General features: G+C 40.5%; 26 protein-coding genes and 1 pseudogene. 8 read left to right on the top strand and 19 right to left on the bottom strand.

Going from position 1 to position 23,630, the window contains the following annotated elements; all coding sequences use genetic code 11:
- Positions 1-429: 429 nt before the first annotated feature.
- On the bottom strand, positions 430-780 hold the full coding sequence (locus ACQKIC_RS02345) for a n-acetylglutamate synthase (RefSeq protein WP_402873986.1): 351 nt from the start codon (positions 778-780) through the stop codon (positions 430-432).
- Between the two features lie 192 nt (positions 781-972).
- Here ACQKIC_RS02345 and ACQKIC_RS02350 point away from each other — a divergent pair, with 192 nt between their 5' ends.
- Entirely contained in the window at positions 973-1,137 is a 165-nt protein-coding gene (locus ACQKIC_RS02350; RefSeq protein ID WP_402873984.1) for a hypothetical protein, read from the top strand.
- A 221-nt stretch (positions 1,138-1,358) separates the two neighbouring features.
- Here the strand turns inward: ACQKIC_RS02350 and ACQKIC_RS02355 are convergent, their stop codons facing one another.
- From ACQKIC_RS02355 to ACQKIC_RS02395, 9 genes are all read right to left on the bottom strand, one after another.
- Entirely contained in the window at positions 1,359-1,844 is a 486-nt protein-coding gene (locus tag ACQKIC_RS02355; protein ID WP_427590911.1) for a hypothetical protein, read from the bottom strand.
- Positions 1,845-1,868: 24 nt separating this feature from the next.
- Entirely contained in the window at positions 1,869-2,357 is a 489-nt protein-coding gene (locus tag ACQKIC_RS02360) for a GNAT family N-acetyltransferase (protein WP_427590912.1), read from the bottom strand.
- A gap of 203 nt (positions 2,358-2,560) precedes the next feature.
- The gene (locus tag ACQKIC_RS02365) at positions 2,561-3,793 is read right to left on the bottom strand and encodes an MFS transporter (RefSeq protein WP_427590913.1); all 1,233 of its coding nucleotides are present in this window, start codon (positions 3,791-3,793) and stop codon (positions 2,561-2,563) included.
- 4 nt (positions 3,794-3,797) lie between these two features.
- The gene (locus ACQKIC_RS02370) at positions 3,798-4,535 is read right to left on the bottom strand and encodes an alpha/beta fold hydrolase (RefSeq protein WP_427590915.1); all 738 of its coding nucleotides are present in this window, start codon (positions 4,533-4,535) and stop codon (positions 3,798-3,800) included.
- Positions 4,536-4,701: 166 nt separating this feature from the next.
- Positions 4,702-4,938 (bottom strand): hypothetical protein, encoded by a 237-nt coding sequence (locus ACQKIC_RS02375; RefSeq protein WP_427668518.1) that lies wholly within the window; start codon positions 4,936-4,938, stop codon positions 4,702-4,704.
- Between the two features lie 41 nt (positions 4,939-4,979).
- A complete protein-coding gene (locus ACQKIC_RS02380) occupies positions 4,980-6,092 on the bottom strand; it encodes a GerAB/ArcD/ProY family transporter (RefSeq protein WP_427590917.1) in 1,113 nt (370 codons plus the stop codon).
- Positions 6,093-6,117: 25 nt separating this feature from the next.
- On the bottom strand, positions 6,118-7,329 hold the full coding sequence (locus tag ACQKIC_RS02385; RefSeq protein WP_427590918.1) for a Ger(x)C family spore germination protein: 1,212 nt from the start codon (positions 7,327-7,329) through the stop codon (positions 6,118-6,120).
- Entirely contained in the window at positions 7,319-8,947 is a 1,629-nt protein-coding gene (locus ACQKIC_RS02390; protein ID WP_403124795.1) for a spore germination protein, read from the bottom strand. The genes ACQKIC_RS02385 and ACQKIC_RS02390 overlap by 11 nt, the downstream gene beginning before the upstream one ends.
- A 218-nt stretch (positions 8,948-9,165) precedes the next feature.
- A complete protein-coding gene (locus ACQKIC_RS02395; protein ID WP_427590919.1) occupies positions 9,166-9,924 on the bottom strand; it encodes an SDR family oxidoreductase in 759 nt (252 codons plus the stop codon).
- Positions 9,925-10,075: 151 nt separating this feature from the next.
- Between ACQKIC_RS02395 and ACQKIC_RS02400 the strand changes: the two genes are divergently transcribed.
- Positions 10,076-10,636: a TetR/AcrR family transcriptional regulator C-terminal domain-containing protein gene (locus ACQKIC_RS02400; protein ID WP_427590920.1), complete on the top strand. Its 561-nt coding sequence runs from the start codon at positions 10,076-10,078 to the stop codon at positions 10,634-10,636.
- Positions 10,637-10,756: 120 nt separating this feature from the next.
- Here ACQKIC_RS02400 and ACQKIC_RS02405 read toward each other — a convergent pair whose 3' ends face one another.
- Positions 10,757-11,857 (bottom strand): metallophosphoesterase, encoded by a 1,101-nt coding sequence (locus tag ACQKIC_RS02405; RefSeq protein WP_427590921.1) that lies wholly within the window; start codon positions 11,855-11,857, stop codon positions 10,757-10,759.
- A 417-nt stretch (positions 11,858-12,274) separates the two neighbouring features.
- Between ACQKIC_RS02405 and ACQKIC_RS02410 the strand changes: the two are divergent.
- Together ACQKIC_RS02410 and ACQKIC_RS02415 are read left to right on the top strand one after the other, a co-directional pair.
- A pseudogene (locus tag ACQKIC_RS02410) lies at positions 12,275-12,535 on the top strand (hypothetical protein); the annotation flags it as partial.
- Between the two features lie 223 nt (positions 12,536-12,758).
- A complete protein-coding gene (locus tag ACQKIC_RS02415) occupies positions 12,759-13,175 on the top strand; it encodes a hypothetical protein (RefSeq protein ID WP_403124801.1) in 417 nt (138 codons plus the stop codon).
- A gap of 138 nt (positions 13,176-13,313) precedes the next feature.
- Here the strand turns inward: ACQKIC_RS02415 and ACQKIC_RS02420 are convergent, their stop codons facing one another.
- Positions 13,314-14,903 (bottom strand): DUF4179 domain-containing protein, encoded by a 1,590-nt coding sequence (locus tag ACQKIC_RS02420; protein ID WP_427590922.1) that lies wholly within the window; start codon positions 14,901-14,903, stop codon positions 13,314-13,316.
- Positions 14,893-15,492, bottom strand: a complete 600-nt coding sequence (locus ACQKIC_RS02425; RefSeq protein WP_427668520.1) for an RNA polymerase sigma factor — start codon at positions 15,490-15,492, stop codon at positions 14,893-14,895. The genes ACQKIC_RS02420 and ACQKIC_RS02425 overlap by 11 nt, the downstream gene beginning before the upstream one ends.
- 78 nt (positions 15,493-15,570) lie before the next feature.
- Between ACQKIC_RS02425 and ACQKIC_RS02430 the strand changes: the two genes are divergently transcribed.
- Both ACQKIC_RS02430 and ACQKIC_RS02435 read left to right on the top strand, forming a co-directional pair.
- On the top strand, positions 15,571-16,122 hold the full coding sequence (locus ACQKIC_RS02430; RefSeq protein ID WP_427590924.1) for a GNAT family N-acetyltransferase: 552 nt from the start codon (positions 15,571-15,573) through the stop codon (positions 16,120-16,122).
- Positions 16,123-16,738: 616 nt separating this feature from the next.
- The gene (locus ACQKIC_RS02435) at positions 16,739-17,605 is read left to right on the top strand and encodes an SDR family oxidoreductase (protein ID WP_402987232.1); all 867 of its coding nucleotides are present in this window, start codon (positions 16,739-16,741) and stop codon (positions 17,603-17,605) included.
- A gap of 62 nt (positions 17,606-17,667) precedes the next feature.
- Here the strand turns inward: ACQKIC_RS02435 and ACQKIC_RS02440 are convergent, their stop codons facing one another.
- A complete protein-coding gene (locus ACQKIC_RS02440) occupies positions 17,668-18,003 on the bottom strand; it encodes a MerR family transcriptional regulator (RefSeq protein ID WP_402987234.1) in 336 nt (111 codons plus the stop codon).
- Positions 18,004-18,077: 74 nt separating this feature from the next.
- Here ACQKIC_RS02440 and ACQKIC_RS02445 point away from each other — a divergent pair, with 74 nt between their 5' ends.
- Positions 18,078-18,767, top strand: a complete 690-nt coding sequence (locus ACQKIC_RS02445; protein ID WP_402987236.1) for a type 1 glutamine amidotransferase domain-containing protein — start codon at positions 18,078-18,080, stop codon at positions 18,765-18,767.
- A 933-nt stretch (positions 18,768-19,700) separates the two neighbouring features.
- Here ACQKIC_RS02445 and ACQKIC_RS02450 read toward each other — a convergent pair.
- The 3 genes from ACQKIC_RS02450 to ACQKIC_RS02460 all read right to left on the bottom strand — a co-directional run bounded on the left by ACQKIC_RS02450 (position 19,701) and on the right by ACQKIC_RS02460 (position 21,663).
- Positions 19,701-20,714 carry an LLM class flavin-dependent oxidoreductase gene (locus ACQKIC_RS02450; RefSeq protein WP_402987238.1) on the bottom strand — a complete coding sequence of 338 codons (1,014 nt, stop codon included), beginning with the start codon at positions 20,712-20,714 and terminating at the stop codon, positions 19,701-19,703.
- A 97-nt stretch (positions 20,715-20,811) separates the two neighbouring features.
- Entirely contained in the window at positions 20,812-21,114 is a 303-nt protein-coding gene (locus tag ACQKIC_RS02455) for an ArsR/SmtB family transcription factor (protein ID WP_402874996.1), read from the bottom strand.
- Between the two features lie 30 nt (positions 21,115-21,144).
- Positions 21,145-21,663, bottom strand: coding sequence for a GrpB family protein (locus ACQKIC_RS02460; RefSeq protein ID WP_402987240.1), 519 nt, complete (start codon positions 21,661-21,663; stop codon positions 21,145-21,147).
- A 271-nt stretch (positions 21,664-21,934) separates the two neighbouring features.
- Here ACQKIC_RS02460 and ACQKIC_RS02465 point away from each other — a divergent pair, with 271 nt between their 5' ends.
- Complete coding sequence (locus tag ACQKIC_RS02465) at positions 21,935-22,633, top strand: hypothetical protein (RefSeq protein WP_402987242.1); 699 nt, start codon at positions 21,935-21,937, stop codon at positions 22,631-22,633.
- A 385-nt stretch (positions 22,634-23,018) separates the two neighbouring features.
- Here ACQKIC_RS02465 and ACQKIC_RS02470 read toward each other — a convergent pair whose 3' ends face one another.
- Together ACQKIC_RS02470 and ACQKIC_RS02475 are read right to left on the bottom strand one after the other, a co-directional pair.
- Positions 23,019-23,342 (bottom strand): hypothetical protein, encoded by a 324-nt coding sequence (locus tag ACQKIC_RS02470; protein ID WP_402987244.1) that lies wholly within the window; start codon positions 23,340-23,342, stop codon positions 23,019-23,021.
- Positions 23,335-23,568: a hypothetical protein gene (locus ACQKIC_RS02475; RefSeq protein WP_402987246.1), complete on the bottom strand. Its 234-nt coding sequence runs from the start codon at positions 23,566-23,568 to the stop codon at positions 23,335-23,337. Before ACQKIC_RS02475 ends, ACQKIC_RS02470 begins: the two co-directional genes overlap by 8 nt.
- Positions 23,569-23,630: the final 62 nt, after the last annotated feature.

Genomic DNA, 23,630 nt, shown 5'->3' on the forward strand with positions numbered 1-23,630 from the left:
TACGGGGCTCTTAAACACAAAAGACCCTCGATTAATTTTCCAATTAAACGAAGGCCTCCAGAAGTCTAGTCAGCCACACTATTCAATTATGATTCAGGGACCACATGAACATCCCTTTGAAGATTCTTCCCATTAGCGCTCCTTGCATTGGATCAATATGTATATATCTGAAACGTAAATCCCCCCTTTCTTAAACAAAAGAGGCCCCCATTTTCACCATGTGGTGAACGTAGGGGCCTCCGGTTAACCAGTAAGCCAATTCATTTAATTCCAATAAAGTTTATAGGTTTAATATATTTACTTTTTCAAAAAATGTCAATCATTTTCTGAAAGTTCTTTCTTTTTACCCATTTTATGTAAAGATAATTCGCTATTTAATTTAGATTAGACAGGATACAGAATGGTGCAGCATTCATTCACCAACAGGAATCACTGTGGGCAGGTCACTTCTTCAACAATCGATTCCCCCTCACTCTGATCACGATCTGACCACTTCCACTTTTCCTGCAATCGGATTCTCCCATCAGATAGGAACTCAGGTGTGGAAAAGCATTGCCCGCCTCTGATCTCCTGCTGAACATTTACATGGTTATACCTAAACTGGATGCAGCCATTTTCCTGTACAATCCCGATCATGGTCCCTTTTAGGATGTCCCCTCCGCTATAGGTGGCGAAAAGAATATTCCCTTCTTGATGATAGTCAAAAATGGTTTTTGAAGAAACCTCTCCGTTTGCTGTATTATCAGTCGATACAAAAGTACGTCCATCGTAATTAATCATAGATAAAGGCTCCTTTTTGTTTGTCCTCTTGACCTGTGTACTGCCAGACCCAAATAATTTTTGCTCTCCTAATCAATCAATATTTATATCGATATAAAATTGTTTAATCAACGTTCATTTCCTTACAAGCCCATCTATCCCCTCTAGCATTGTGTTAAAATTTGGTTATATAGACTAGAAAGAGGTTTTAAAATGAATAAAATGATGTTTTACTTTTGGATAGTGGGTATCGCCATTATTGCTTTTTTTACAGGGGAAATTGCTACGGTCATGATGCTCTACTTAATCTTGATTGCCCTACATGCCATCCATTCAACACTTAAAGATTTTTATGATGATTGGAAAAGTAAGCAGTAAATGATGTTCGAATGTTTGATATCTTTTCTCTTATTTGTTGCTCTTGTGAATTTAATTCCTCAGTTTTTCACTATGAAGTTAGCAAATACATATAAAAATAAAGCTTAACTAGTTGGATGGGTAACTTTTTTAAAGTTACTCATTTCTTGAAAATATCAAACTATCTCATACATAGCCAAGATTAAAAAATTGGCGGAATGTAAGCGAGCCCGATTTCCCATTCACTCTTCACCCTCAAAGTTCAAATAGGTTACGCCTTCTTTTTTAACCACCGTAAATACTTCGTTATCCTTTGCATATAATACGGTATCGCCATAACTATACTCTCCGTGATTAAAGGAAATGCCGAATTTATTATTGCTTGGGTAGCCATATATGTAACAAACGACTTCCCCCTCTTTCATGAACACGATTTGATTCATGCCCTCGTTGACCGTTTCCTTAATTCTATCCCACTTATATCCGACCGTCTCATACACATCTTCTTTTGTATAATACGCGGGAAATGAATAGACTTTATCCCATTCAAATGGAGTAAACTCCGTCAAGTTCACAGGTTCGTCCGGTATCTCCATCGTCAGGATCTTATCTTCGAGCAGCTTTGCATTCGTATCCCAAATCTCCTTTTTAAAGGGATTCGCCCATATGAAGACAATGAGAATCGTCAAGAACACCGAAGCTATCATATACCTTTTCTTATTATTCATATAACCTCCTCCTTACGTTGTTTTTTAAAAGTAATCCGGGATTTCAAAAGGATCTCTATCATTTTCTTTTGAGTAATACATACATATGCTATCCTTATATTTTTGCTTAGCAGGTGGCAACTTAATAAATTTCAACTTGTTATAGAATTCCATTCCGATATCGCTATACAGGAAAAAATCCGTGCACTTTTCATTTCGCTCTAACTCCTGTATGACTTGTTGGATCAGGGCAGACGCGTAGCCTCTATTCCTTAGGGTAAAGGGGGTGGCAATTGATCCAATTCCTCTACTGGTTCTATCTTCAGATGAAGGTAGTTCGTATACGATAAGAGAACTGACTAGCTCTTTTGTATCTAAATCTTCTAGCACATACCATATTCCCCTCTTGTACTTAATGGAATGGTTACACATTGTTATATATTCGTCAGAAGGCATGTTTTCTCCCCAAACATCGTACCCCATCATATACACTGACTCCATATCCTCACTTGTTGCTTTTCTGAATTTCATCATTTTAACCACTCCCTGTTCTCACTTAGTCCATATCGGATTTTTATAGTAAAATGACTCAAAGGAGGTGACTGATATGGAACTACATTTGCCTAAACGTATCCTAATATCTTTAACAATTGGCATCTTCCACTCTATGACTTAATGAACTTGAAGTTTCGGCAAACAGCTATTTTTGTTTTGAAGAAGATTTCCCTATCCTAGAGTCATAGATTTCCCGTCATTATTTCTTCCTTTTCTTCAAAATATCGTGCTTTAGAAGGGATGAATATGGTCAGGCAAAGGGCCCCGGCCAGTACAATTCCTAATAGGCAAAAGCCGATACAAACCATTTGCAACGAAAACCAGTCGGCCATTAACCCGAGCAGCAACGTCAAAACAATTTGTACGATGCCTTGAACCATTTCTGCCATGCTGCCAAATCTCCCCATAATCGCAACCGGTACATTGTTTTGGAAAAAGGTGGCGTATCCCGCGTTCGCAAATGACATCACAAAGCCTAAAAACACGAAAGCTGACGTCGCCGTTATAAAGTCCACGGATGCATAAAATAACAGGTATCCGATTGTTGACAGGAACAATCCCCCTCCTACAAAGTATCGAAGTGGCAGTTTCTTGGAAACCGCAGCCGCAACGGCCGCACCTCCCAATGCCCCAGCACCCGTGAGACTTGTAATGAAGCCATATTCCTTATCCGTCAATTCCAAGTGCTGTTTAATGAAGGTGACTTCTTGTGAATCCAAGGCATAACCGATGAGCACGGCCCCTTGAAACAAGATGTATACCTTTATGAAGAACTTGGCCACCTTCGTGAATTCCCTGACCGCTTTCCAATCGCTCAGGAGCGTTTTCAAGGAAACGGGGGCCCTTCCTACATCACCTAAATCTTCGTCCACATCCGGAAGAAAATAGATGAAACCTGCACAAACGAAAAATGTAATCGCATTGATCACAATACATAATTCCGTCCCTACCGACATAATGAGGATTCCTGAAATGGCGGGTCCCAATAAGAACGCACCTGAACTGGTCAAACTCATGATGGAATTAAAACGCTTTCGCTGTTCAGGAGGAACGAGCTTCGTTATGTAGACCGATGAACTTGGACCAAAAAAGGCGCCCACAATATTGATCAATAAAAGCACCGCATAGATAGACCATAATGACCCGATAAAAGGAATCAAGAATATCATGATCCCTCTTACGACATCAATGGACATCATCAACCGGCGTTTATTGACCCGATCAATGACACTCCCCGACCAGGTATTCGTGATCAATGTCGCTAATGGCCTGATCATATACAGTCCAGCCACCGCAGCCGCTGAACCGGTCAAGTTCAAGATGGAAACATTAAGGGCAATTAAGTAAATCCAGTTTCCTAGATACGATACCCCTATTCCTGATAGTAATAGAATGGGGTTCTTCCAACTCTTCATTCACTCACCCCTTTACTATCGAAGAATTGTTATCCAGTGACTCTATAAAAGTATGTAGCGTTCGTGAATATAATTCAGGCTGGTCTCTATGCACCAAATGTCCCGCGAATGGAATGATGGAAACGTGGATATCCGAATTCAATTGCTTATAGGTTACGGCCGCTGAAATTTCGTTTTTCTCTGCTTCGCCGACCATACACAAAGCTGGAACAGCAAGGTTAGAAACATCGCCCGTTTCGTCGAACGGATAAAAATCATCTCCTTGAAAAGAGCGGAGTAACGCTTTCCAGTCATTGTTTCCATGCATTCCATCCAAAATAGAAACCACTTCTTCATTTTCAAATAGTTGTTCGTGATGCTCTGCTTCCTGTTTCGAAAGCTCCTTCCAATTATCCGGCTCGATGGGGAAAATTCCGGAAAAGGTTAAGGATGACACTTGCTCGGGATATTTCTTAGCAAACAATAAAGCGGCTATGCCGCCAAGGGAAACTCCGGCAATATGGCACTTTTCAATCCGCAATGCCTTTAATGTGTCATGGATGTCGTCTGCGCAATGACTGAAATAATGATCAATTGGACCCTCCGATTGACCATGCCCCCTTAAATCAGGACGAATTACTTTGAAATTCCTCTCTGAAAAATAATCGCTTTGTTCTTCATACTCCGTTAATCCCGTCATACCGCCTGAATGAATCAATACAAGCGGGAACCCTTCTCCTGAAATGCTTGTATGTAAGATCATCCCAATCTCTCCAATCATTCTATAAGTTTTCATTTATTATACTATTAATCATACATATTTTTACATAACATTCAGATAAAAAGGGTTGTGCAGCAACCCACTATAATCACGCCTCCCAAAGCCCTTAATCAATAAAGCCAAGAGTTTTGCGCTATGTTTTTTGTATTTAATCTTTTGTTCCTTGCTTCTTTTTACGGTTTCGGTAAATGGCTAGAGTAGAAATGCAAACTATATAGATAATAAAAAGAAAGAAAAGAACCACTTCCTCTACCTCCACGACAAGAAAAGGATTAAACGTGTCTATAATGGAAGTGGGCACATCAAAGCCTATGAGCATATCTATTCCTAACGAAAACAAAATCAAGCATACAAATATCAAAATAGAGATTCCTAATACTTTCAAGCCTTAACACGCTCCCCATAGATTTTGGTCCCACCGATTTATCAGTTCACTTTCATTCCTTCATCCTTCCCTTTCCTATTCTTGATAAAAGCAATGAGCAGAAGGAAAAGAGGAATAACCAACTGAAAAGGAAGATGGATATACAAAGGAGCAACCTCTAGTCCTTTATATACATGTTCTGAAAAGTTGCTGGCAATTAATATCGATAGTAGTAAGACGATGAACCCCATTGGATAAACCAATACAGAAGATTCTTTGATCTGGAACAAATTAGTGGTACCTTCCACAGATGCATAGAAAAAAACACCTAGCTTAAAGAAGCCTGCAAAAACGGAGGATAGCATAAAAGTAACATCCAATCTTTCTAAAACCCCAGCTAGCTCTATGGTCTGGATAGTAGAAAGAAGGGGAAACTGCGTGCGTGAAAGTAGACTCACACCGAGTACACTGATATTTATTGTCATGATCAGTGCCAGAATCACGCCACTTAACCCTAGTCCGTATAATCCTGTTTTCATCACCTTTTCGGGCTTGTTCAAAAAGGGAAAAATCATGGTGAATACAATAATTTCACCGAATGGAAAGTATAGAGTAGTAAAAGCGGTTTTTAGGACTGGCCTTAATCCTTCTTCCAATACAGGTTGCAAGTTAGAAATATGCATACTTCCAGAAATACTAATTAGTATGAAGCCGCTGATGCCGAGTAAAGCGATAATAATAAAAATCAATTCTCCAGTTCGGGCCAGGACCTCGATCCCTTTTCTAATTGTATACACGACGACTATGATCATCAGTGCATTCATAATAAATAATGGACTTTCTGGAAAGAAGACCGTGATCAAAAGTTCCCCAAAATCCCTCAGGACTCTAGCGGAAATATAAATAAAGTAAAGGATGTAAAAGAAAGCCAATATTTTCCCTACAAAGCTACCTAGTATTTTTTGCAGATATTCGGTCAAAGGAATATCTGGATAGTACGAAAAAAGAGCATAATATATCAAAAATAAGCATAACCCGCCTGACAGTCCAATTAGTATAGCCAGCCAAGCATTCTGTTTCGCTTCAACCGCGAGGGGGACCAATATCGCACTGCCAAGTTCAAACAAGACAATAAGCACGAACAGCTGATGTGTACTGATCTTTGCCTTTTCCAATAAAATTCACATCCCATCTTAGACTTTACATATCTGAAAGATACGAATTTTTTCTTAACCCACTCCGCCTGATAAAAGCTTCTACCTCAACCTTTACGGTCAATTTCGGGAAGTAAGCTTCATTCCACTCACTTTTCATACCTTCCCATTGCTTTGGGTCGGACCGATGAACCACTTCGCCAAATCCGAAAATATCCGTTTTATTTAGTTGAGTCTTCTTAACTGTCTTTTCTAGCTCCTTTTTGATTTCTTTTCTCACTACTTTTTCCAATTCCAAAATTATAGAAGGATCATTTAGATTGATGGGTGTCCTTACTTCGCGAATATCTCCTTCCGCCCGGATTCGTACCGTAATGACAGGGAGGTCCTTCTTCGTGTCAGCAGTGACTTTAACTTTTTGACGGATAACATTATAGACAAGGCTATTTTTATTCCCTCTCCAATCCAGTTCAACATCGGTTTCTTTAATTCTGTCCAGTATCCAAACAACACCTCGGGAGGTTTCGCCCTGATACCAATCAATTAACTTCCCGTCTCTAAAAATGGCTAGCCCGTGCGCTTCCAGTGTTGTATCGAGCTCCGACTTTTGAACATTCGTCATATCTTTGCCCTGTTTGACCTTCCCTTTCATTCGAAAGCCGCTGAGGACCGGTTCCCTTCCATCGGCAGTAAGTACAGAAATGAATTCCTGAATGGAAACCTCCAAATGCTCTCCTTTTGTTAATTCAGTAATTTTTAATGTGCCGTTCACTTTCTCTGCAGGAATTTTATCTATGGCCGTCAACGTTTTAAGCAAATCCCCCGCTTTTGTATCATGGGCAATCACAAGTTTTAATGTGGCTCTGATTTCTGGATCCCTTTCAAAAGCATCTAAAATGGTTGAAATTCCTTCTTCCTTTGCCAGTTCTTCACTGATGACTAGTAGATTTGCATGAGCATGATAGAGCCTACGAGAGACTTTCGATGTTGCGTTGAAATGAGCCTCCAGCGTACTATGCCCCTTAGCACTGTATACGGAAACAGCAGGACTTTGTCCGCCCCCACCGCCCTGGAGCCCTCCTGCTACGTTACCTGGATTGATTATTTGTATCGTCTTGGTATAGGTTCCATCATCATTCTTATCAATCGCCATAGCAGAAATGATGGCTAGGTCGTTTAACTCCTTCTGGTTCCAACACCCTGATAGGAAAATGGGGAATATCATCATCATATAAAGAAAAATCGATTTATGGTTCATTGCGACCACCTTTTCTTACGGTAGAATTCACCATGTTACGAGGTCCTGGGGGCTTAGGTTTCTGAGTTTCACCTTGTCCAGTATTAGTAGATTCGCTCATTAATCTTGGTTTCTTTTTGTAAGCCCAAAGTGGCCTACGGAAAATCGTATCTCCGACTTCATCCTTTATAAATGGGGCCAACGGAGACATATAAGGGACACCGAATGAGCGCAGGCTGCATAAGTGAACAATTAGGACGATAAAGGCAAGGGTGATTCCATAGAAACCGAATACCGCGGCACTTAACATGTATACAAATCTGATCATACGTGCAGATATAGCCACTTCATACGAAGGTGTTGCGAAGCTGGCAATGGCTGTTATTGAAACGACAATGACCATTGCCGGTGAGACTATGCCTGCCTGTACAGCTGCCTGCCCAATGACAAGCGCCCCTACGATAGAGATAGTCGAACCTATCGCTTTAGGCATGCGTAGGCCTGCTTCTCTTAAAATTTCAAAGGTTATTTCCATGATGAGCGCTTCGAGAAATGCCGGAAATGGGACCGATTCGCGTTGTGCCGCAATGATTATGACCAACTTTGTTGGAATCATCTCCTGATGGGAGGTGGTAGCAGCGATATAGACTGCTGGTCCTACAAGAGAAATAAAGAAGATGGCGATACGTAAAAAGCGAATCGCCGTAGAAATGTCAAACCGTTCATAATAATCTTCAACCGATTGAAAAAAATCATTAAATAAGGCGGGAACAAGCAATACGAAGGGCGTCCCATTAACAAATATGGCAATTTTCCCTTCAAGTAGATTACCTGCAATCTTATCTGGCCGGTCTGTATGGTTGATGGTCGGAAACGTCGTTTTTGTCTCATCTTCAATTAACTGTTCGATATATCCAGATTCAAGAATGCCATCGATGTTAATCCTTTTTAATCGGGTACGCACTTCTTCAATGATTTCCTTTTTTGCAATACCATTTATGTACAATAACGATACATCCGTTTTCGTTGTTTTACCTATCTTCATGGACTCACTCCACAAATCTGGAGTATTAATTATTCTACGAACCATTGCTATATTAGTCTCAATGGATTCCGTAAAGGACTCTTTTGAACCACGAATAGCAATACTTGTAGTCGATTCCTGAATGGAACGTCTCTCTCCCCCCTGCGTGCTGGCACTGAGAGCTTCCCTTATCCCATCTATAAAAATGATGGTGTTGCCTGACATCAGGTCCGTGAATAAAGAATCCCAATCAACAACTTCTTTAATCTCTCCAAGAGCAATAACCTCTTCGCCAATAAACTGTAAAGCCTCTTTAGGAATGGACTTTTCGTGTAACACAGGATTATTAAGAATGGACTCTATTAAGAAATCATGTAAAGTTTGAGTGTCAATTAAACCTTTAATATATACAATGGCAATTTTCACCTTGAAATTTTTTTCAGATAATGATCGAATCACGATATCCGAACTGTTCCCCGTTTTCTTCTTCAAAACTTCAAGATTCGCTTTCAATGTCATCTCCAAATAGTCTTTTAATTTAGCACTAGAAGGATCTTGACCGTTATTCTTTTCATCATTTCCCGAATCAGGCTTTCCTTTTATAAATGAAAACATGGCACCGACCTTCCTTTTCTTTTCCTATTCTGTTCGTGAATGTACCCATTTATGCAAGGCTCTCCCCGGTAAGAAGGACAAACTTTTGTCTCCCGCTACCCATGGAAATTCAACCCTATTTACTATTTATGAAATAAAAAAGCACCTCAAAACCGCTAGGTTTTGAGGTGCTTTTAGGTATACCGTATCAAATTAAAATCTTCAATATAAGGTTTGGATTAATAAGTTGTCCAACCGCCATCAGCTGTAACGACTTGTCCATTGATGAAGCTAGCATCTTCGGATCCTAAGAAGATAGCCAATTTAGCAATTTCATCTGCTTGGCCGACACGTGGGTTAAGGGCCATTCCCAACCCTTGACGAGCTACACCCACTTCAGAAACGCTAGTCATCGATGAAGTGATGTTCGTCAAGACAGCACCTGGAGCGATGCCATTACAACGAATGTTTTTGTCAGCGAACATGAATGCCGTGTTTTTAGTTAAACCGACCACCGCATGTTTAGAAGCTGTGTAAGCTGCACCTGCACGTCCGCCATGTAGGCCGCCCGCAGAAATGTTATTCACGATGACACCATGTCCTTGCTCTAGGAATAGTTTTGTCGCGATGCGCATGGATTTCATGACAGCTGTCGTGTTTACGGCAAAGATCATATCCCAACGGTCATCTGAAATTTCGTTGACAGGCTCCATGCCGTCCATGATGCCAGCATTATTCACTAAAATATCCAGTTTGCCGTATGTTTTTACCGTTTCATCGAATAAGCGCTCTAAATCTTCAGCCTTCGTTACATTCGTATCGATAGCGAATGCCGTTCCGCCTTCAGCCACGATCGCTTCAGCAACAGCTTTAGCACCTTCTAAGTTCATATCCGAAACCACTACTTTCGCCCCTTCAGTTGCATAACCTTCCGCAATGGCTTTCCCCATACCTGACGCTGCACCTGTGACGATTGCTACTTTATCTTGTAATTTCATTAAATACTCCCCCTTACACACCATTTTTATTGAACACTTGTTCAATAAAAATTATAATGAAAAGAATGAATATGTACAATCGACAAAAATGGTAGAATGTGTTCATAAATAGACAGATTTAGGATGATGTGTCTGTTAAAGGAGAAATACAATGAAAAAAGATTTACGGGTGATCAAAACAAAGAAGAATTTGCAAACGGCCTTATTGACCTTACTTGAAAAAAAACCACTGGAAAAGATCTCGATTGCGGAACTTTGCAGAGAAGCAAACGTGAACCGGGGGACATTTTATTTACATTTTCAGGATGTACCGGAGTTGTTTGAAATGTACTTTGAAGAAATCACGATTGATTTGAAGAAAGCCTATTATGAGCCCTTTCATTTAACAAACAATCATATTGCGAATTTAGAACCACATATGGTCCGCATCTTTCATCATGTAAAGACGTTCGATACCTTTTATTCCATTGTTTTCAACAGAAAAGCGCCACTGATGTATTACTATACGTTATTTGACATCATCCGGGTTTATTTAAAGGATTCCATCGAGGATAACATCCTGAATGCAGAGGACTTTCACTCGGATTACACGGCAAGTTATCAGGCCAACGCCATCTTGGGGATGGTCATCGAATGGGTTTCCAGGGGGTTCAAGGAAACACCTGAATATTTAAGCGAACAATTACTTCGTATGAACAAGAATAATCGATAAGTGGACGAATTACCTGTAACTTTACGAGATGATTTCACACAATAGAAAACCCAGTAACCATGAATTCAGTTACTGGGTTTCTTTTGCTAAAAAACAAGATTGGTCGTTGCTGAAATTATCCTATTCGAACTGGATTTGAATCGAAACGACTTCGGAGCGTGTACCAATCCGGATAGGCGGACCCCAAAAACCAAAACCGGACGTTACAATCGAATGCATCTGTCCCTTTTGCAAGTAGCCCCGATCATTTTCATAAATGGCATCAGTAATGAGGTTGCCTGGGAAGACCTGCCCGCCATGGGTATGACCTGACAGCATCAAGTCAACGCCTGCCTGCTGTGCTTTATCAAGTTCATATGGTTGATGGTCCAGTAATATAGTAGGTCTTGTAAGGTTCACACCATTCATCAGTGAGTCTAATGGTCGCCTGTCGTGATCGATTCGGTCTTTCCGCCCGACGAGCGTGAATTGCCCTTGAACGTCTACGATCTCATCATAGAGGATAGTGATTCCGCCCTGTTCCAAAGCTTCGATTAGTTCCTTTATCGTACCATCATGCCTATCGTGATTCCCAAGCGATGCATAGACTCCGTACGGGGCATGGAGCTTGGATAATGTCTGATCGATTTTTTGATCAAGGAAAGGCTGAATATCGTCATCGAAGAGATCGCCTGGCAACAGGATGATATCTGGTTGGAGCGCGTTCATTTCCTTAACCAAACGCTCCGCGTGGTTTTTACCTGACAGCAGACCAAAGTGTGTATCTGCCGCCATCGCAATATGAAGGCTATCAAGAGTCGAGGAGCCTTTTTCCATCTTGATATCATAGTTGCGAACAACGGGGCTGTATGCGTTATATGTCCCGTATATTAGAAAAAAAACAACCAAGCCTATCGTGACGATGCCCGCCCATTTATGTGTTATGTGCCTTGGTAGCCGAGTGAGTCGCAAGAGGATAACCGTAATATGGGCAAGGGGAACGAGCAGTAACAGCAAATAAAAGCATGCCATCCAATAAGCACCAACAATATTTATGAAGGTGAGCCCAGACATGCGGCCGACAATAAGCGAACTGGCTGCCAGCACGAGGACGAGGCTATAAAGTATCTTGAAACGCCGGCTTGATGATTCTGGGCGGAGCCAGCGATATCCCCGCCACCCGATATAATAGACGAGAGCGCCATAAAGCAGCAAGGCGATGATCAGAATAAGGATGAGCATATGAATTCTCCTAACGTTCTATTTTTCAATCTCCTTTTTATACTTTTTTACCTCTGCAAATGAGCTACCGCTTACATTATAATTGTAAGAATCATACACCAAATGGCTATAAAATTCCTTTTAAATGTTTTTAACTAGATTGCGAGAAGCGTACGCTTGGTGAGATGAAATCTCATTATTAAAGATTCAAAGTAGAAAACCCATACCTATTGTCATGGGTTTTCTATAGTACTTATTTAGATGACCCTCAAGTTATAGTCAATCTTTGACTTCTTCAAGGTGTTTAAGATGATTAACTCCCCATTCATGCAAAAAACTTCATAACGGGCTCAAGCGTTTTACCATATTCAGTGAGTGAATACTCTACTTACGGTGGGACTTGTGGGTACACAACCCTTTTGATTATATCTTGGTCCTCAAGCTTTAATATGGACAGCTTTAAAAGAAGCAGGATTAGGGGCATCTTTACAACATTATAATCCACTAATTCATGACGAAGTGAAAGGAGAATGGAATATACCAACCAACTGGAAATTAATTACCCAAATGCCGTTTGGTAATCCGATTTCTCTACCGGGTGAAAAGGTATTTAGGCTAGTGACTTACCCCTATGTCATAAATTATAAACAGGAAACAACAAATGATTATGAGTTTTTCAAAATCAACCAAGAACTTTAACACAGCCTATATTATTTATAAAATTTGAAGCGATCTTCAACTGGTTTAATTTTAAGCTAAAGCTGTGGTAGATACATAAAGGGTACCTCGCTTAAAGTAACGGGTTCTCTTTTTTGATAATCATTGATAAGTTTAGGTGGGAAATTTTGGAGATTCAATGTATGGTATTAGTATTCACCAAGCGAATGATAATTTAAAGTGGGAATGAAAGGGGATTAAAAGTATGTTACTAAAAAACATTTTGAATTTTTACAATTTATTGTTGTCTTTAGGAGCTTTTTATATGGGTGTGTCAATGCTTTTAGGAAGAGGAGTTTTCGATACATTCCCACCTGAGTGGATAGGTAAATTGCCATTTAATAGTTGGGCGAGCCTAGCTTCATTTGGAATGATTATTTTTGGAATGGGAAATGCCTTTGCTTCCATTTGGGGATTTATAAAGAAAGAAAAAATAATATTTATAATGACCTTAACTATGGGTGCTTTGCTTTTCTTCTGTACCATTATATCAACTAGGTTGGTGGGAGAATGGTACTTACCAACAGGACAATTTCTGATATTAAGCATCATCCAAATATTACTTGGATTAGTTGGCTTCGTTATTTCTTACTTCACTAACAGAGCTTTGGTCGAAGAATAAATCAATGTCTTTATTAAAGGTTTTTATGTGCTTTTTTAAATCAAACAATAACTTTAACATAGCCATAATATAAAAGGGAAATCCGTAAATATAAAAGTCTGATACGATTTGACAGGTATCAGACTTTTACTTGCGACTTCAATCCAACGGAATCTCAATCACTTGATCGTAAAAGGTAGTGATGGAATACCCCTCAATCTCTATCCCGATGGGGGCAAAAGGTTCCTTTCCATCATCCGTTGATAGCTCGATTTGATGATCGGTCGAGAAGAATCTCGGTTGCTCCAATTCGTTCAAACGGTGGAAATTCTCACTTGCTTTATACGTATGCCCCTCTTTATCTCTGTAATAGCCATCCCTCCTATTACCTGATGATCCTTGCCCATCTTTATCATAAAAATGAAAATGAAGCGTTTCATATTTCCGTTTTGGCTTGAGTTCTTCGGTCATCACGACTTCAGTAGGCTTACCGACCTTTATCGAATCGATGGAAATCCCACTCCCCAAATATTCAAATGTTTGTGGGAGCTCTTTTGAAGGGTCAATCTCGAAACGGGCTGAATCCTCTACAAAGAATGAAGCAGGACCCATATGAACACGGATTTCCTTTGGTTGATCGAAATATAGGGATTCAAATGTAGCGTCCGTTGAATTCCAGCCAGCTGCGCTTCCTCCCCCACCACCGCTACCCATTATTGGATAAACAAATGTTCCGTCACTTTCGATACTGGCCATTTGAAGGTACTCCATGTTTTTCTCATCATTATCGTTCCGGTAGCGATAGGTTAAGATTGTCGCCGTCGGGGCGATCGTCACTTTATCAAATATAACGGGATTGCCTTCGATCTTCGTTTCCTTTTTAATCGCATATACGAGGGCTGGATGCTTCTTCACAGGAATGTCAAAATGCCATTTCCCTTCAATGAACTCATTGCTTCCCCCAGGAATCCCTTCAGAACCTTCTCCTTCTGATGATTGATTTATCATTTTCTCAAGCTTAGTAAGCTCCAGTTGAATCGTTCCTTCATCAGCGGACATCGGTAACGCGCCAAGCTCGCCTTTATACACATAATCCTTTTCCGAATAGAGGGCCGAACTACTATTGATGGGTGAAAACGTAGAATCATCTTCCTTGTCCCAATCTCGATCTTGATTAGCGATTTTCAGCCCTTCAGTGAAATTGATGCCATATTTGTTCTCCTTCTTTCTATCTTCCACTTCATAATAAATCAGCGTCTGGATGTCATCGGCCACAACACTCGTAATGGTCACCTTCACCCCATTACTTTCAGCCACAAGGTTGACCTTCTCTCCAAGTCCCTGCTGGATATAGCTTTCTACCTGCTCACTTTGCTTGTTGGTTGAATCCTTCCACCAATCCATCACACTTTCAAAACCGTTCGTCGCTACCGCCGTCCCCATGAATACCAGTAAGAATAATGCAGCGGCCATGCCCATCATCACCCGACGACGATGGTTGGGTATGAACGTGCGCCTGCCTTTCTGTGTGATGGAAATTCTAGCACGAACCCCAGTCATAAAATCCTCTGGAACTACTATGCTATCATTTCCTGACTCAAGGCTCGCAATCACCTGTTTCAACCCGTTCATTTCCATTCGGCAGCCTTCACATTCCTGTATGTGTTCTTCCATCTCTTTTGTTCTCATCTCATCTAGAACGCCTTCCAGATAATCCAGTAAATCGGCTTGTACATCTTTACACTTCATCTGCGTCACCACCTTCGATTATTTTTCTCAGCATCAAAAGTCCTCTATATAATCTGGATTTAACGGTCCCGACCGGCAGTTTGAAAATGGCTGCGATTTCCTTTTGTGAATAGCCTTGAAGATACCGTAACATGATCATTTCCCGATACTTCTCATCCAGGCGGTCCAGGTCATCCAACATTTCCAATTCAGCTTGAAAGCGAGAACCCACCCCCATATCTTGTGGGAACTCCATTTCACTAGGTTTCCTTTTCCGATAAATGGCCCGGCACTCATTGATGAATATCGAAGTGACCCATGATTCAAACGATCGGTCTTCCTTCAACTGACCGATTTTGGCATGCACCTTCATGATTGTATTGTGAAAAACATCCTCTACATCCTGATGGTTCTTCAGATACGACCACCCTAGTTTATAAAACTTCGATTGTCTAGTAGTAAACCAATCTATCACAGCGTTCATATCTTGCTTCTTTATTTTCTCGAGTACCTTATTTTCCGAAATCGATGTGATCACAAATGCTAGTCTCTCCTTTCCAATTTCCCCTTTTATAAGTAGAGCATCTAAATATGGATAAAGTTCCCTCATTCATAAATTTTTTTCAACCTTACCTCCATTTTATAGTAAAATAGTTCAATAATAAGGAAATAAGTAGGAGGAAAAGAGATGTTTTTACATAAGATTGATGAAGAAGTTTCTTTGAAGATACTAGAAATGAAGGATGCCAAGACAATTTTCCAGCTAACGGACCTATCAAGAAATTATTTACGAGAATGGCTGCCATGGTTGGATAGGACAACCAAGATTGAGGATACAAAAGCCTATATTCAACACTGCTTGAACGGGTTTGCTGATAATGCGAGCATGACAACGGTCATTTTATATCAAGGGGAAATCGCCGGGATAGCCGGGTACAACCAGCTCAATTGGGCAAACAAAACAGCCTATATCGGATATTGGCTGGGAGAAGAATTTCAAGGGAATGGAGTGATGACCAAAGTGGCCAAGGCATTGACTGACTATGCTTTCAACGAGTTGCACCTAAACAAGGTGGAAATCAGGGCAGCGATCGCGAATAAAAAAAGCAGAAGCATTCCCGAACGATTGGGGTATGTAAATGAAGGGTGTATCAGACAAGCCGAATGGTTATATGACCATTATGTGGACCATATCGTGTATGGGATGTTGGCTGAAGAGTGGGAGAAGCAGATGGTGTAAATCACGTTATATCAGGAGGGGAAAATGGTGAATAGTACGAGTGAGAAACGACACATGAAGAAAATCAGGACTTTTATTTATCTGTCGGTGGCCTTGCTTTTTTCCATGATTTTTATTTTGGTTAGTATGTTCCTTTTATATTTTCCTATGATAAGTCTATTAGATATTGCCTATTTTCCACCAAAACTCGCTATTGGATCTTTCTTGGCAGCGCTTGTATTTTCTATTTTGGCCATAAAAAATCCCTTTGGTAAGATCTTAATAGCCGTGAACGTAGTTTTCATTCTCTTCATGATTTTTCAGGGAGTATAGTGGAGAAAAGCCTTCAATCGGCTTTCTTCCACTTTCTTTAATGAACTGGAAAAACAGCTGGAAATGGGAGAAAGGAGTGTATTTCCGTTCTCAATAACGCATTACCCTTTAAACCCTTGTCATATAACAGGGGACAGACAGGGAATCGAAGCATTTTTTTGTTTATCGTCCCCTATATAGAAGGAAAAAACAGCAATGATATTTGTAACCGTTTTCCTGTTAATCCGTTGGGAATTATATGTTTAACCGCCCTCCATGGTGGCTAAAGTATTAGTAGATTACTATTTTGGAGGAGGAGATTTTTTTGAATATCTATGAACAGCAAAAAAACGGACAACCGGGACAAACACAGTCCAAACAGCCTGGGATTGAATCAGAGATGAATCCACTTCCGGTTCAGCCAACGGACTACATAGGAAGCGGTAAGTTAAAAGATCAAGTCGCCTTGATTACAGGTGGAGATAGCGGCATCGGACGTGCGGTCGCCATCGCGTACGCAAAAGAAGGCGCCCATGTGGTCGTGAATTATTTGGACGAACACAGCGATGCAGAAGAAACGAAAAAGCTGATCGAAGCTGAAGGCGTACGATGCCTCCTACTTCCTGCTGATGTTTCTGTGGAATCGAATTGTAAGGAATTAGTCCAGAAAACATTGGATGAATTCGGAAAGTTGGATATCCTCGTGAACAATGCAGCCGTGCAATATCCGACCGAGAAAATCGAAGATATTACGGGCGAGCAATGGGACAAAACGTTCCGCACCAATATCTACTCCGTATTTTATATGAGCAAATATGCGGTTCCACACATGAAACAAGGGAATTCAGTCATCAACACGACATCCATCAACCCTTATAGAGGACACGCGACATTGATGGATTATACTGCGACAAAAGGTGCAATCGTTGGATTCACTCGAAGCCTCGCACAGAATGTGGCAAGCAAAGGAATCCGTGTCAACATGGTAGCGCCAGGCCCAATCTGGACACCACTAATTCCTGCCACATTCGATGAAAAATCCGTAGCTGAATTCGGCACCGAGGCACCACTCGGCCGACCAGGTCAACCAGCCGACCACGCCGGAGCTTATGTATTACTCGCATCGAATGAAGGTGCCTACATTACAGGACAATGCATTCATATCAATGGCGGAATTACGATGTCATCTTAATCCACCAAGATTTAAAAACGACCGGGGCACAAAGCCTTCGGTCGTTTTTTCAAGGAGCACTTTTAATTAACTATTTTTTTCTCGATTTCACGAATGTAAGCATTCAAAATACCAATTTGCTCCTCTAATTTTTTCTTATGCTGAAACAAAATTTCTTTAGTGTTTATATCTTCATGTTCTAATTGTATGGATGACATGCTGACTCGTATCTCTTCAATCGACATGCCTAGATTTCGGAAACACCTTATTAAATTAAGGATTTCTATGTCTTTATCATCGAATGTACGATGGCCTTGTTTATTTCTTTTAATAGGAGGAAGTACGTTTATCTTTTCATAATATCGAATAGTGCTTGAAGGAACCTGAGCTAACCGGCTAGCTTCTTGAATGGAATACAAAATGCTTCCTCCTTGACTTAAAGTATGGTTTAACCTTTAAGGTAAATACTATCAAACAAAAAGGAGAATGTATAATGAAAAATATCTTAGTAGTAGTCACTAATGTTTCTAAATATCCAAATCAGGAACGTGCAACAGGATTATGGTTGGGAGAAGCCGTTCACTTCGTGGACGAGGTGGAAAAAGAAGGCTATAAAATCGATTACGTTAGTCCTAAAGGTGGGTTTACACCGATTGATCCACACAGCTTGGAAGCCGATCAAATGACTGAATTGGATTGGAACTATTATTCAAACAATGAATTCTTAACGAAACTAGGCACTACTTTATCGGCAGATGAGATTAATCCTAAAGATTATGATGCCATTTATTATACAGGTGGGCACGGGGTAATGTGGGATTTCCCTGAAGATGAAAAGTTACAAAGTATCGCTAGTGCAATCCATGAGAATGGCGGGATCGTCTCAGCTGTATGCCATGGTTCTGTAGGCTTATTAAATATTAAAAATGCGGCAGGTAACTATTTAATTGCTGACAAAAAGGTTGCAGGCTTTGCAAATACGGAAGAAATCGCACTTGGACTAGACAAAGCGGTTCCATTCTTAACAGAAGATGAGCTTGTCAATAGAGGAGCCAATTACGTGAAGGGTGATGACTGGGCAGCATTTGCTGTAGCTGATAATCGCGTTGTCACTGGACAAAATCCAGCATCAGGCGCGGCCGTTGCGAAAAAGGTCATAGAACTATTAAAATCCGCACAATAATAGTAGGGTATTCGAATCCAACTGCATCACGTCCCTGTGTCAGCCACTATTCTGACAACTGACATAGATGTATTCGCATTTTCTATAAAAGAAGAAGTAACCAGATGGAACACGGTTGCTTCTTCTTTTTTTATTGGATGTAGAGATTGCTTGTTCAAGGTTGTTTGTCCAAATTAAATTACATTTACCTTCTAAATAAATCCTTCGTTTTTAAGAGCTTGAACGCCTTTTAAGTAGTTCTCCTTAGGGCGGGATACATGCTATTTTGTTTGAACTCAACTCAGCCCTACTATTAAAGCACACACACTACTCCATTTTAACAAACATGACTTTTTTCGAAAATCTTCGAGATATTGCACTCATATTTATAGTATGATAAATATGGTTATTTTTGTAAGTTTAGTTAAATTATATAAAATACGACCAAAATGAAGGCTAATGCTCGCCTTTGGTATTTACACAAGAAATGGACAAGTAGTACCTTTTTTACCTAATTCGGTATTTACCCAAACACTGTACTAGTCTGATAACTGAAACAAAGAAAACAGCTTGGTTGATTTTATGCATGTTTATGCATCTATACTTTTTATTTTTGTTCTTAATAACGACCATAAATTTAATACGTTCGTTATTTTTACTATATTAATATAATAAAAGGTGCATTTTCAGTGATTATTACGCATTATGAGGGGTTTTCGGCGATATCGGACTCATCAACAAAGTTTAGGTCTCTTTTGTTGATGAGTTTTTTGCTATTTTTCGAGAATCCTTCTTCATATCGGCCCATTTCGATGGTTTATCGGTCAAGTTGCAGCATTTATCTGTCAATATCCGTGGTTTATCGGTCAAATCCCACTATTTATCGGTCAAACGCCGCCACTACCAAACAACACAGAAAAACCCCCGGATGCAGATGCACCCGGGGGTAGGTCGTCATTTAGTTTTAACGATTTGCGACATGATTTCGTACGAACGAACACGTGCTTCGTGATCGTAAATATGTGAGCAGACCATGATCTCGTCCACTTGCGTTTCATCAAGAAATGCTTGTAGTTCATGGCTGATTCTAGTGGAATCACCGATGAATGTGTACTCCAGCATCTGATTGACGGCGGCTTTTTCGTATGGACTCCAGTACGTATCCAGGTTATCGACAGGCGGTTTCAGCAGTTCCTGCCCTCCCCTGATCACGTTTAGGAAGAACAATTTCAGGGATGTTGCTAAGCGTTCGGCTTCTTCAGTAGTATCGGCTGCCACTACATTCACGCAGGCGATTGCATAGGGTTCCTTTAACTGTTCAGATGGTTGGAAGGAATCTTTATAGAGCTTTAGCGCGTCCTTTAAATACGATGGAGCAAAGTGGCTAGCAAACGCATATGGCAAGCCCATCATGCCGGCAAGTCTTGCACTGAATAGACTCGATCCGAGTATCCATAGAGGGACATTCGTGCCTTCTCCAGGAAACGCCCGGACTGGACCGGATTTATTCGTGCTTAAATAGTTTTGCAGCTCGACTATATTGGAAGGAAAGTCTTCCCCGGAGCCACCGACATTCCGTCGTAGGGCCCGTGCTGTTATTTGATCCGTTCCCGGTGCTCGTCCCAAGCCTAAATCAATTCTCCCCGGATAAAGTGATTCCAGCGTTCCGAATTGTTCCGCGACCACTAGCGGTACATGGTTCGGTAGCATGATTCCTCCAGAACCGACTCTGATTTTGGTTGTACCGCCGGCGATATAACCGATTAATAGCGAAGTGGCCGAACTTGCGACACCTGGGCTATTATGGTGCTCTGCCAACCAATATCGTTCGTAGCCAAAGTCCTCTACTTTTCTAGCCAGATCAAGTCCATTGTGAAAGGAATCCGCAGGCACTTTTCCTTGTAAAACCGTCACTAAATCCAAAACGGATAAAGAAAGGTCTTGAAGTTGTTTATTCGTGTTTTTCATGTGTGTTATCCCTTCTTCCAACAATTTCATTTCAACATATCTAAATATGTAGATATGATATGGTAAAAAAATAGGCAGAGTTTCCGCGAAATTCTACCTATAACTCTTTTTTGATGAACTCCCCTAATTCCTTGATGACTTGCTCATTACGGCGATAATAGGTCCACTTACCAATCCGTTTGGATTCCAAGAGCCCTGCCTTTTGCATCATATCAAGGTAACTGGAGATGACCGATTGTGCGAGACCCGATTTTTCCTGGATACTCCCGACGCACACGCCATCATTGAACTGTCCATCATGTTGTTGATGAATAAAGTTTTCTTCAGGATTTTTTAACCACTGTAAGATTAACTGTCTTTTTTCATTAGATAATGCTTTAAAAATGAGTAAATGATCCATGGGTTCATTATATCTATTTAAGTAGATATGTCAATCAGGCGGATTGGCCCACTTTTTTGCCCGCTTATCGATCTCTTGTATATACTTGTTCTTTCCTTCTATGTATTCAGCCATCTCATTCGGGAACACCTTCGCTAACCTTTTCTTGAGTTGGCTGTACTTATGCGCTTCTTCTGGATGGGCAATCATATAATCCCTGAATCGTACGTGACGGGTAATTTCTTCATTGCCCCGTTGAAAGACATGAACATGATGAGTCCTCTTGTCCCCACCTTTCACGAAAAAACGTCGATGGGCGATTCCATACTCACCCATGGCTTCATACCCGATCCTATCCATATCCGCATTATACTCATCCACTCGATTCAACCACTTCACTTCAACCACCATATCGATGACCGGTTTGGCATGAATTGTAGGGATAGCTGTACTCCCAATATGATGGATGTTCAAAATATCGTTCACAAAGATCTTTAGTAACTTTTCGCATTCATCCTGAAACATGTGCGGCCACTTCTCCTGATGAGAGACAACCTCCACTTTCCTCATACGAACCACCTTCTTCTTACACGATTTCTCTTAAACGATTTATTACCGCACTCACCTCTTTCGCTCCGCTTCATTCATTCACACTAGCACTATACTCTTATGTTATATATTCTTGACCGACCGGTAAAAACCCTTTCTATTATCCAATATAAGGAATTAACCAAGTGCCATCCTCCCCACTTCTTGATCATACACACAAACTGATATGGTTCTTTTTACCATTTTTGTGATATAGTTTAGTAATCATAATCGATCGACTGGGGGAGTAATTGTGGCAAAAAATACATCCGAGAAAGTAGTGTGGTGGCGCTTTTCCTTACTGTTCATCCTATTTTCTTCACTGTGGTTCTTTCTTTTCTATTGGATCAACAGGCAGATACATGATACGGGAGATGTCTTGTTTTACGGAACGCCCGCTAGTTCCTATTGGGTATATTTCATATGTGCAGTCGTATATGGCCTCACCACGTGGGGAATCTATTTTACGATTAAACAAGGCATCCACGAAAAATCCTTTCAGTCATTCAAAAAGGGCGCTCAATTTATTATGACATTAGCAGGATTGCCCCTCCTCATTTCTTTGCCCTTTCTTTATTTAGGCGTGACACATGCCCTCGTGGTAAGTGACGAAAAGATTCAGTTTGCATCGTTCTGGAGTTTAAAGGAAGCGGAGTATTCCTGGGAGGATGTAGAAGGCGTTGTCATCGACTATTCCATTACATCTACCACAAAGACTCCTCACCAACGATACTTTAATGGTAGGTATATCCTCCATTTTAAAGATGGGAAGAAAATCAATATGTGGGAAGGCATTTTGGAAGGAAATCTTCCTACGATCAAGAAGATAGATGAAATGATTCAAAAGAAGCAAATCCCTTTTGCGGTTCGACAAGTGCCATCGGAAAAAGATGTAGACCAATTTTTCAACAAGAAGGATAGGCAAATCATCTGGGACCTTTACTCGAGGTGACTTTCAAAACATCCTATAGGCTTGAATCGATTCATTTAATCGGATTCAAGTTTCTATTAAGGCTATTTACACCCCTATATTACCATTATTCATAAAGCAGTAAGGGAGCGGACTTCATTTATGCTAATTATAATTTTACTTGTTATACCGTTATTAGGCGTTTTATGGTTTGTAAACTTCACCGCATTTCTAAAAAACTTAAAAAATGATAAAAGAACTCATAACCAAACAGTGTTGGGTATTGGCCTAACATTTGTTTCTATCTTTGCTCTAATGTATTGCTATGTCGGAACACACTGAACATATTCAATGTATTTCTGACCCTTTTCAGGGTAGCGATAGCTGAAAAGGGTCTGTTCATCTATCATTGTAAGTTTTTCCCCTTCTACATACGCTCTGATTTATTAGGACCCACTACCAAAGTAGCAAACACTAAAACCACAAGAAAAAGTATACACCCCAAACTCGTGTTATTTTCTGTAAAAAACGCATTCGGGACAAGCTGTGCACCTATCAGGATATTCAAGATATAGGTCGATAAAAACCCGGCGTAAGCGATGCAACGCAAATAAGATCCATATAACACCCTTTTTTGTATCGTTTCGTTATTTTTTCTAAGCAGTAATAACTGTTGAAGCTGCATGGCAAATCCGCATGTGAATGCGATGACCAAAATCCCGGTGATAAGATAATCCATCCCCTCACTCATTTGTACCTCCCCCTACTTCGTCTTCTTTGGTCCCTTTCTTGTGCCCGTTATCTTCCCATAGCCAATTCATCAATGTACAAAATGTAACGAAAAACAACGATTCAGATAGGTTTGCCATCCAATGGAATTCCTGCTCCTCTTTATAATCAAAAAAAAGATGAGTAATAAAAATGGAAATGAAAAACAGGATGAATCTCACGTATGCATGTTTTCTTATAAAAACCATCCAATCCTCCTCTATCCATCACAATCTGTGACCCCATTATATACGATTCGAACATGAAAAAG

Source organism: Peribacillus sp. NPDC046944 (assembly GCF_050272735.1).
Lineage (GTDB): Bacteria > Bacillota > Bacilli > Bacillales > DSM-1321 > Peribacillus.

Coding starts and splice junctions, on each gene's coding strand:
- ACQKIC_RS02345 (WP_402873986.1), bottom strand. CDS start 780: ATGATTAATTACGATGGACGTACTTTTGTATCGACTGATAATACAGCA.
- ACQKIC_RS02450 (WP_402987238.1), bottom strand. CDS start 20,714: ATGAAAAACACGAATAAACAACTTCAAGACCTTTCTTTATCCGTTTTG.
- ACQKIC_RS02400 (WP_427590920.1), top strand. CDS start 10,076: ATGAAAAAAGATTTACGGGTGATCAAAACAAAGAAGAATTTGCAAACG.
- ACQKIC_RS02395 (WP_427590919.1), bottom strand. CDS start 9,924: ATGAAATTACAAGATAAAGTAGCAATCGTCACAGGTGCAGCGTCAGGT.
- ACQKIC_RS02475 (WP_402987246.1), bottom strand. CDS start 23,568: ATGGTTTTTATAAGAAAACATGCATACGTGAGATTCATCCTGTTTTTC.
- ACQKIC_RS02470 (WP_402987244.1), bottom strand. CDS start 23,342: ATGAGTGAGGGGATGGATTATCTTATCACCGGGATTTTGGTCATCGCA.
- ACQKIC_RS02430 (WP_427590924.1), top strand. CDS start 15,571: ATGTTTTTACATAAGATTGATGAAGAAGTTTCTTTGAAGATACTAGAA.
- ACQKIC_RS02405 (WP_427590921.1), bottom strand. CDS start 11,857: ATGCTCATCCTTATTCTGATCATCGCCTTGCTGCTTTATGGCGCTCTC.
- ACQKIC_RS02425 (WP_427668520.1), bottom strand. CDS start 15,492: ATGAGGGAACTTTATCCATATTTAGATGCTCTACTTATAAAAGGGGAA.
- ACQKIC_RS02420 (WP_427590922.1), bottom strand. CDS start 14,903: ATGAAGTGTAAAGATGTACAAGCCGATTTACTGGATTATCTGGAAGGC.
- ACQKIC_RS02360 (WP_427590912.1), bottom strand. CDS start 2,357: ATGATGAAATTCAGAAAAGCAACAAGTGAGGATATGGAGTCAGTGTAT.
- ACQKIC_RS02390 (WP_403124795.1), bottom strand. CDS start 8,947: ATGTTTTCATTTATAAAAGGAAAGCCTGATTCGGGAAATGATGAAAAG.
- ACQKIC_RS02355 (WP_427590911.1), bottom strand. CDS start 1,844: ATGAATAATAAGAAAAGGTATATGATAGCTTCGGTGTTCTTGACGATT.
- ACQKIC_RS02460 (WP_402987240.1), bottom strand. CDS start 21,663: ATGAGGAAAGTGGAGGTTGTCTCTCATCAGGAGAAGTGGCCGCACATG.
- ACQKIC_RS02415 (WP_403124801.1), top strand. CDS start 12,759: ATGTTACTAAAAAACATTTTGAATTTTTACAATTTATTGTTGTCTTTA.
- ACQKIC_RS02455 (WP_402874996.1), bottom strand. CDS start 21,114: ATGGATCATTTACTCATTTTTAAAGCATTATCTAATGAAAAAAGACAG.
- ACQKIC_RS02385 (WP_427590918.1), bottom strand. CDS start 7,329: ATGAACCATAAATCGATTTTTCTTTATATGATGATGATATTCCCCATT.
- ACQKIC_RS02445 (WP_402987236.1), top strand. CDS start 18,078: ATGAAAAATATCTTAGTAGTAGTCACTAATGTTTCTAAATATCCAAAT.
- ACQKIC_RS02370 (WP_427590915.1), bottom strand. CDS start 4,535: ATGATCTTACATACAAGCATTTCAGGAGAAGGGTTCCCGCTTGTATTG.
- ACQKIC_RS02350 (WP_402873984.1), top strand. CDS start 973: ATGAATAAAATGATGTTTTACTTTTGGATAGTGGGTATCGCCATTATT.
- ACQKIC_RS02365 (WP_427590913.1), bottom strand. CDS start 3,793: ATGAAGAGTTGGAAGAACCCCATTCTATTACTATCAGGAATAGGGGTA.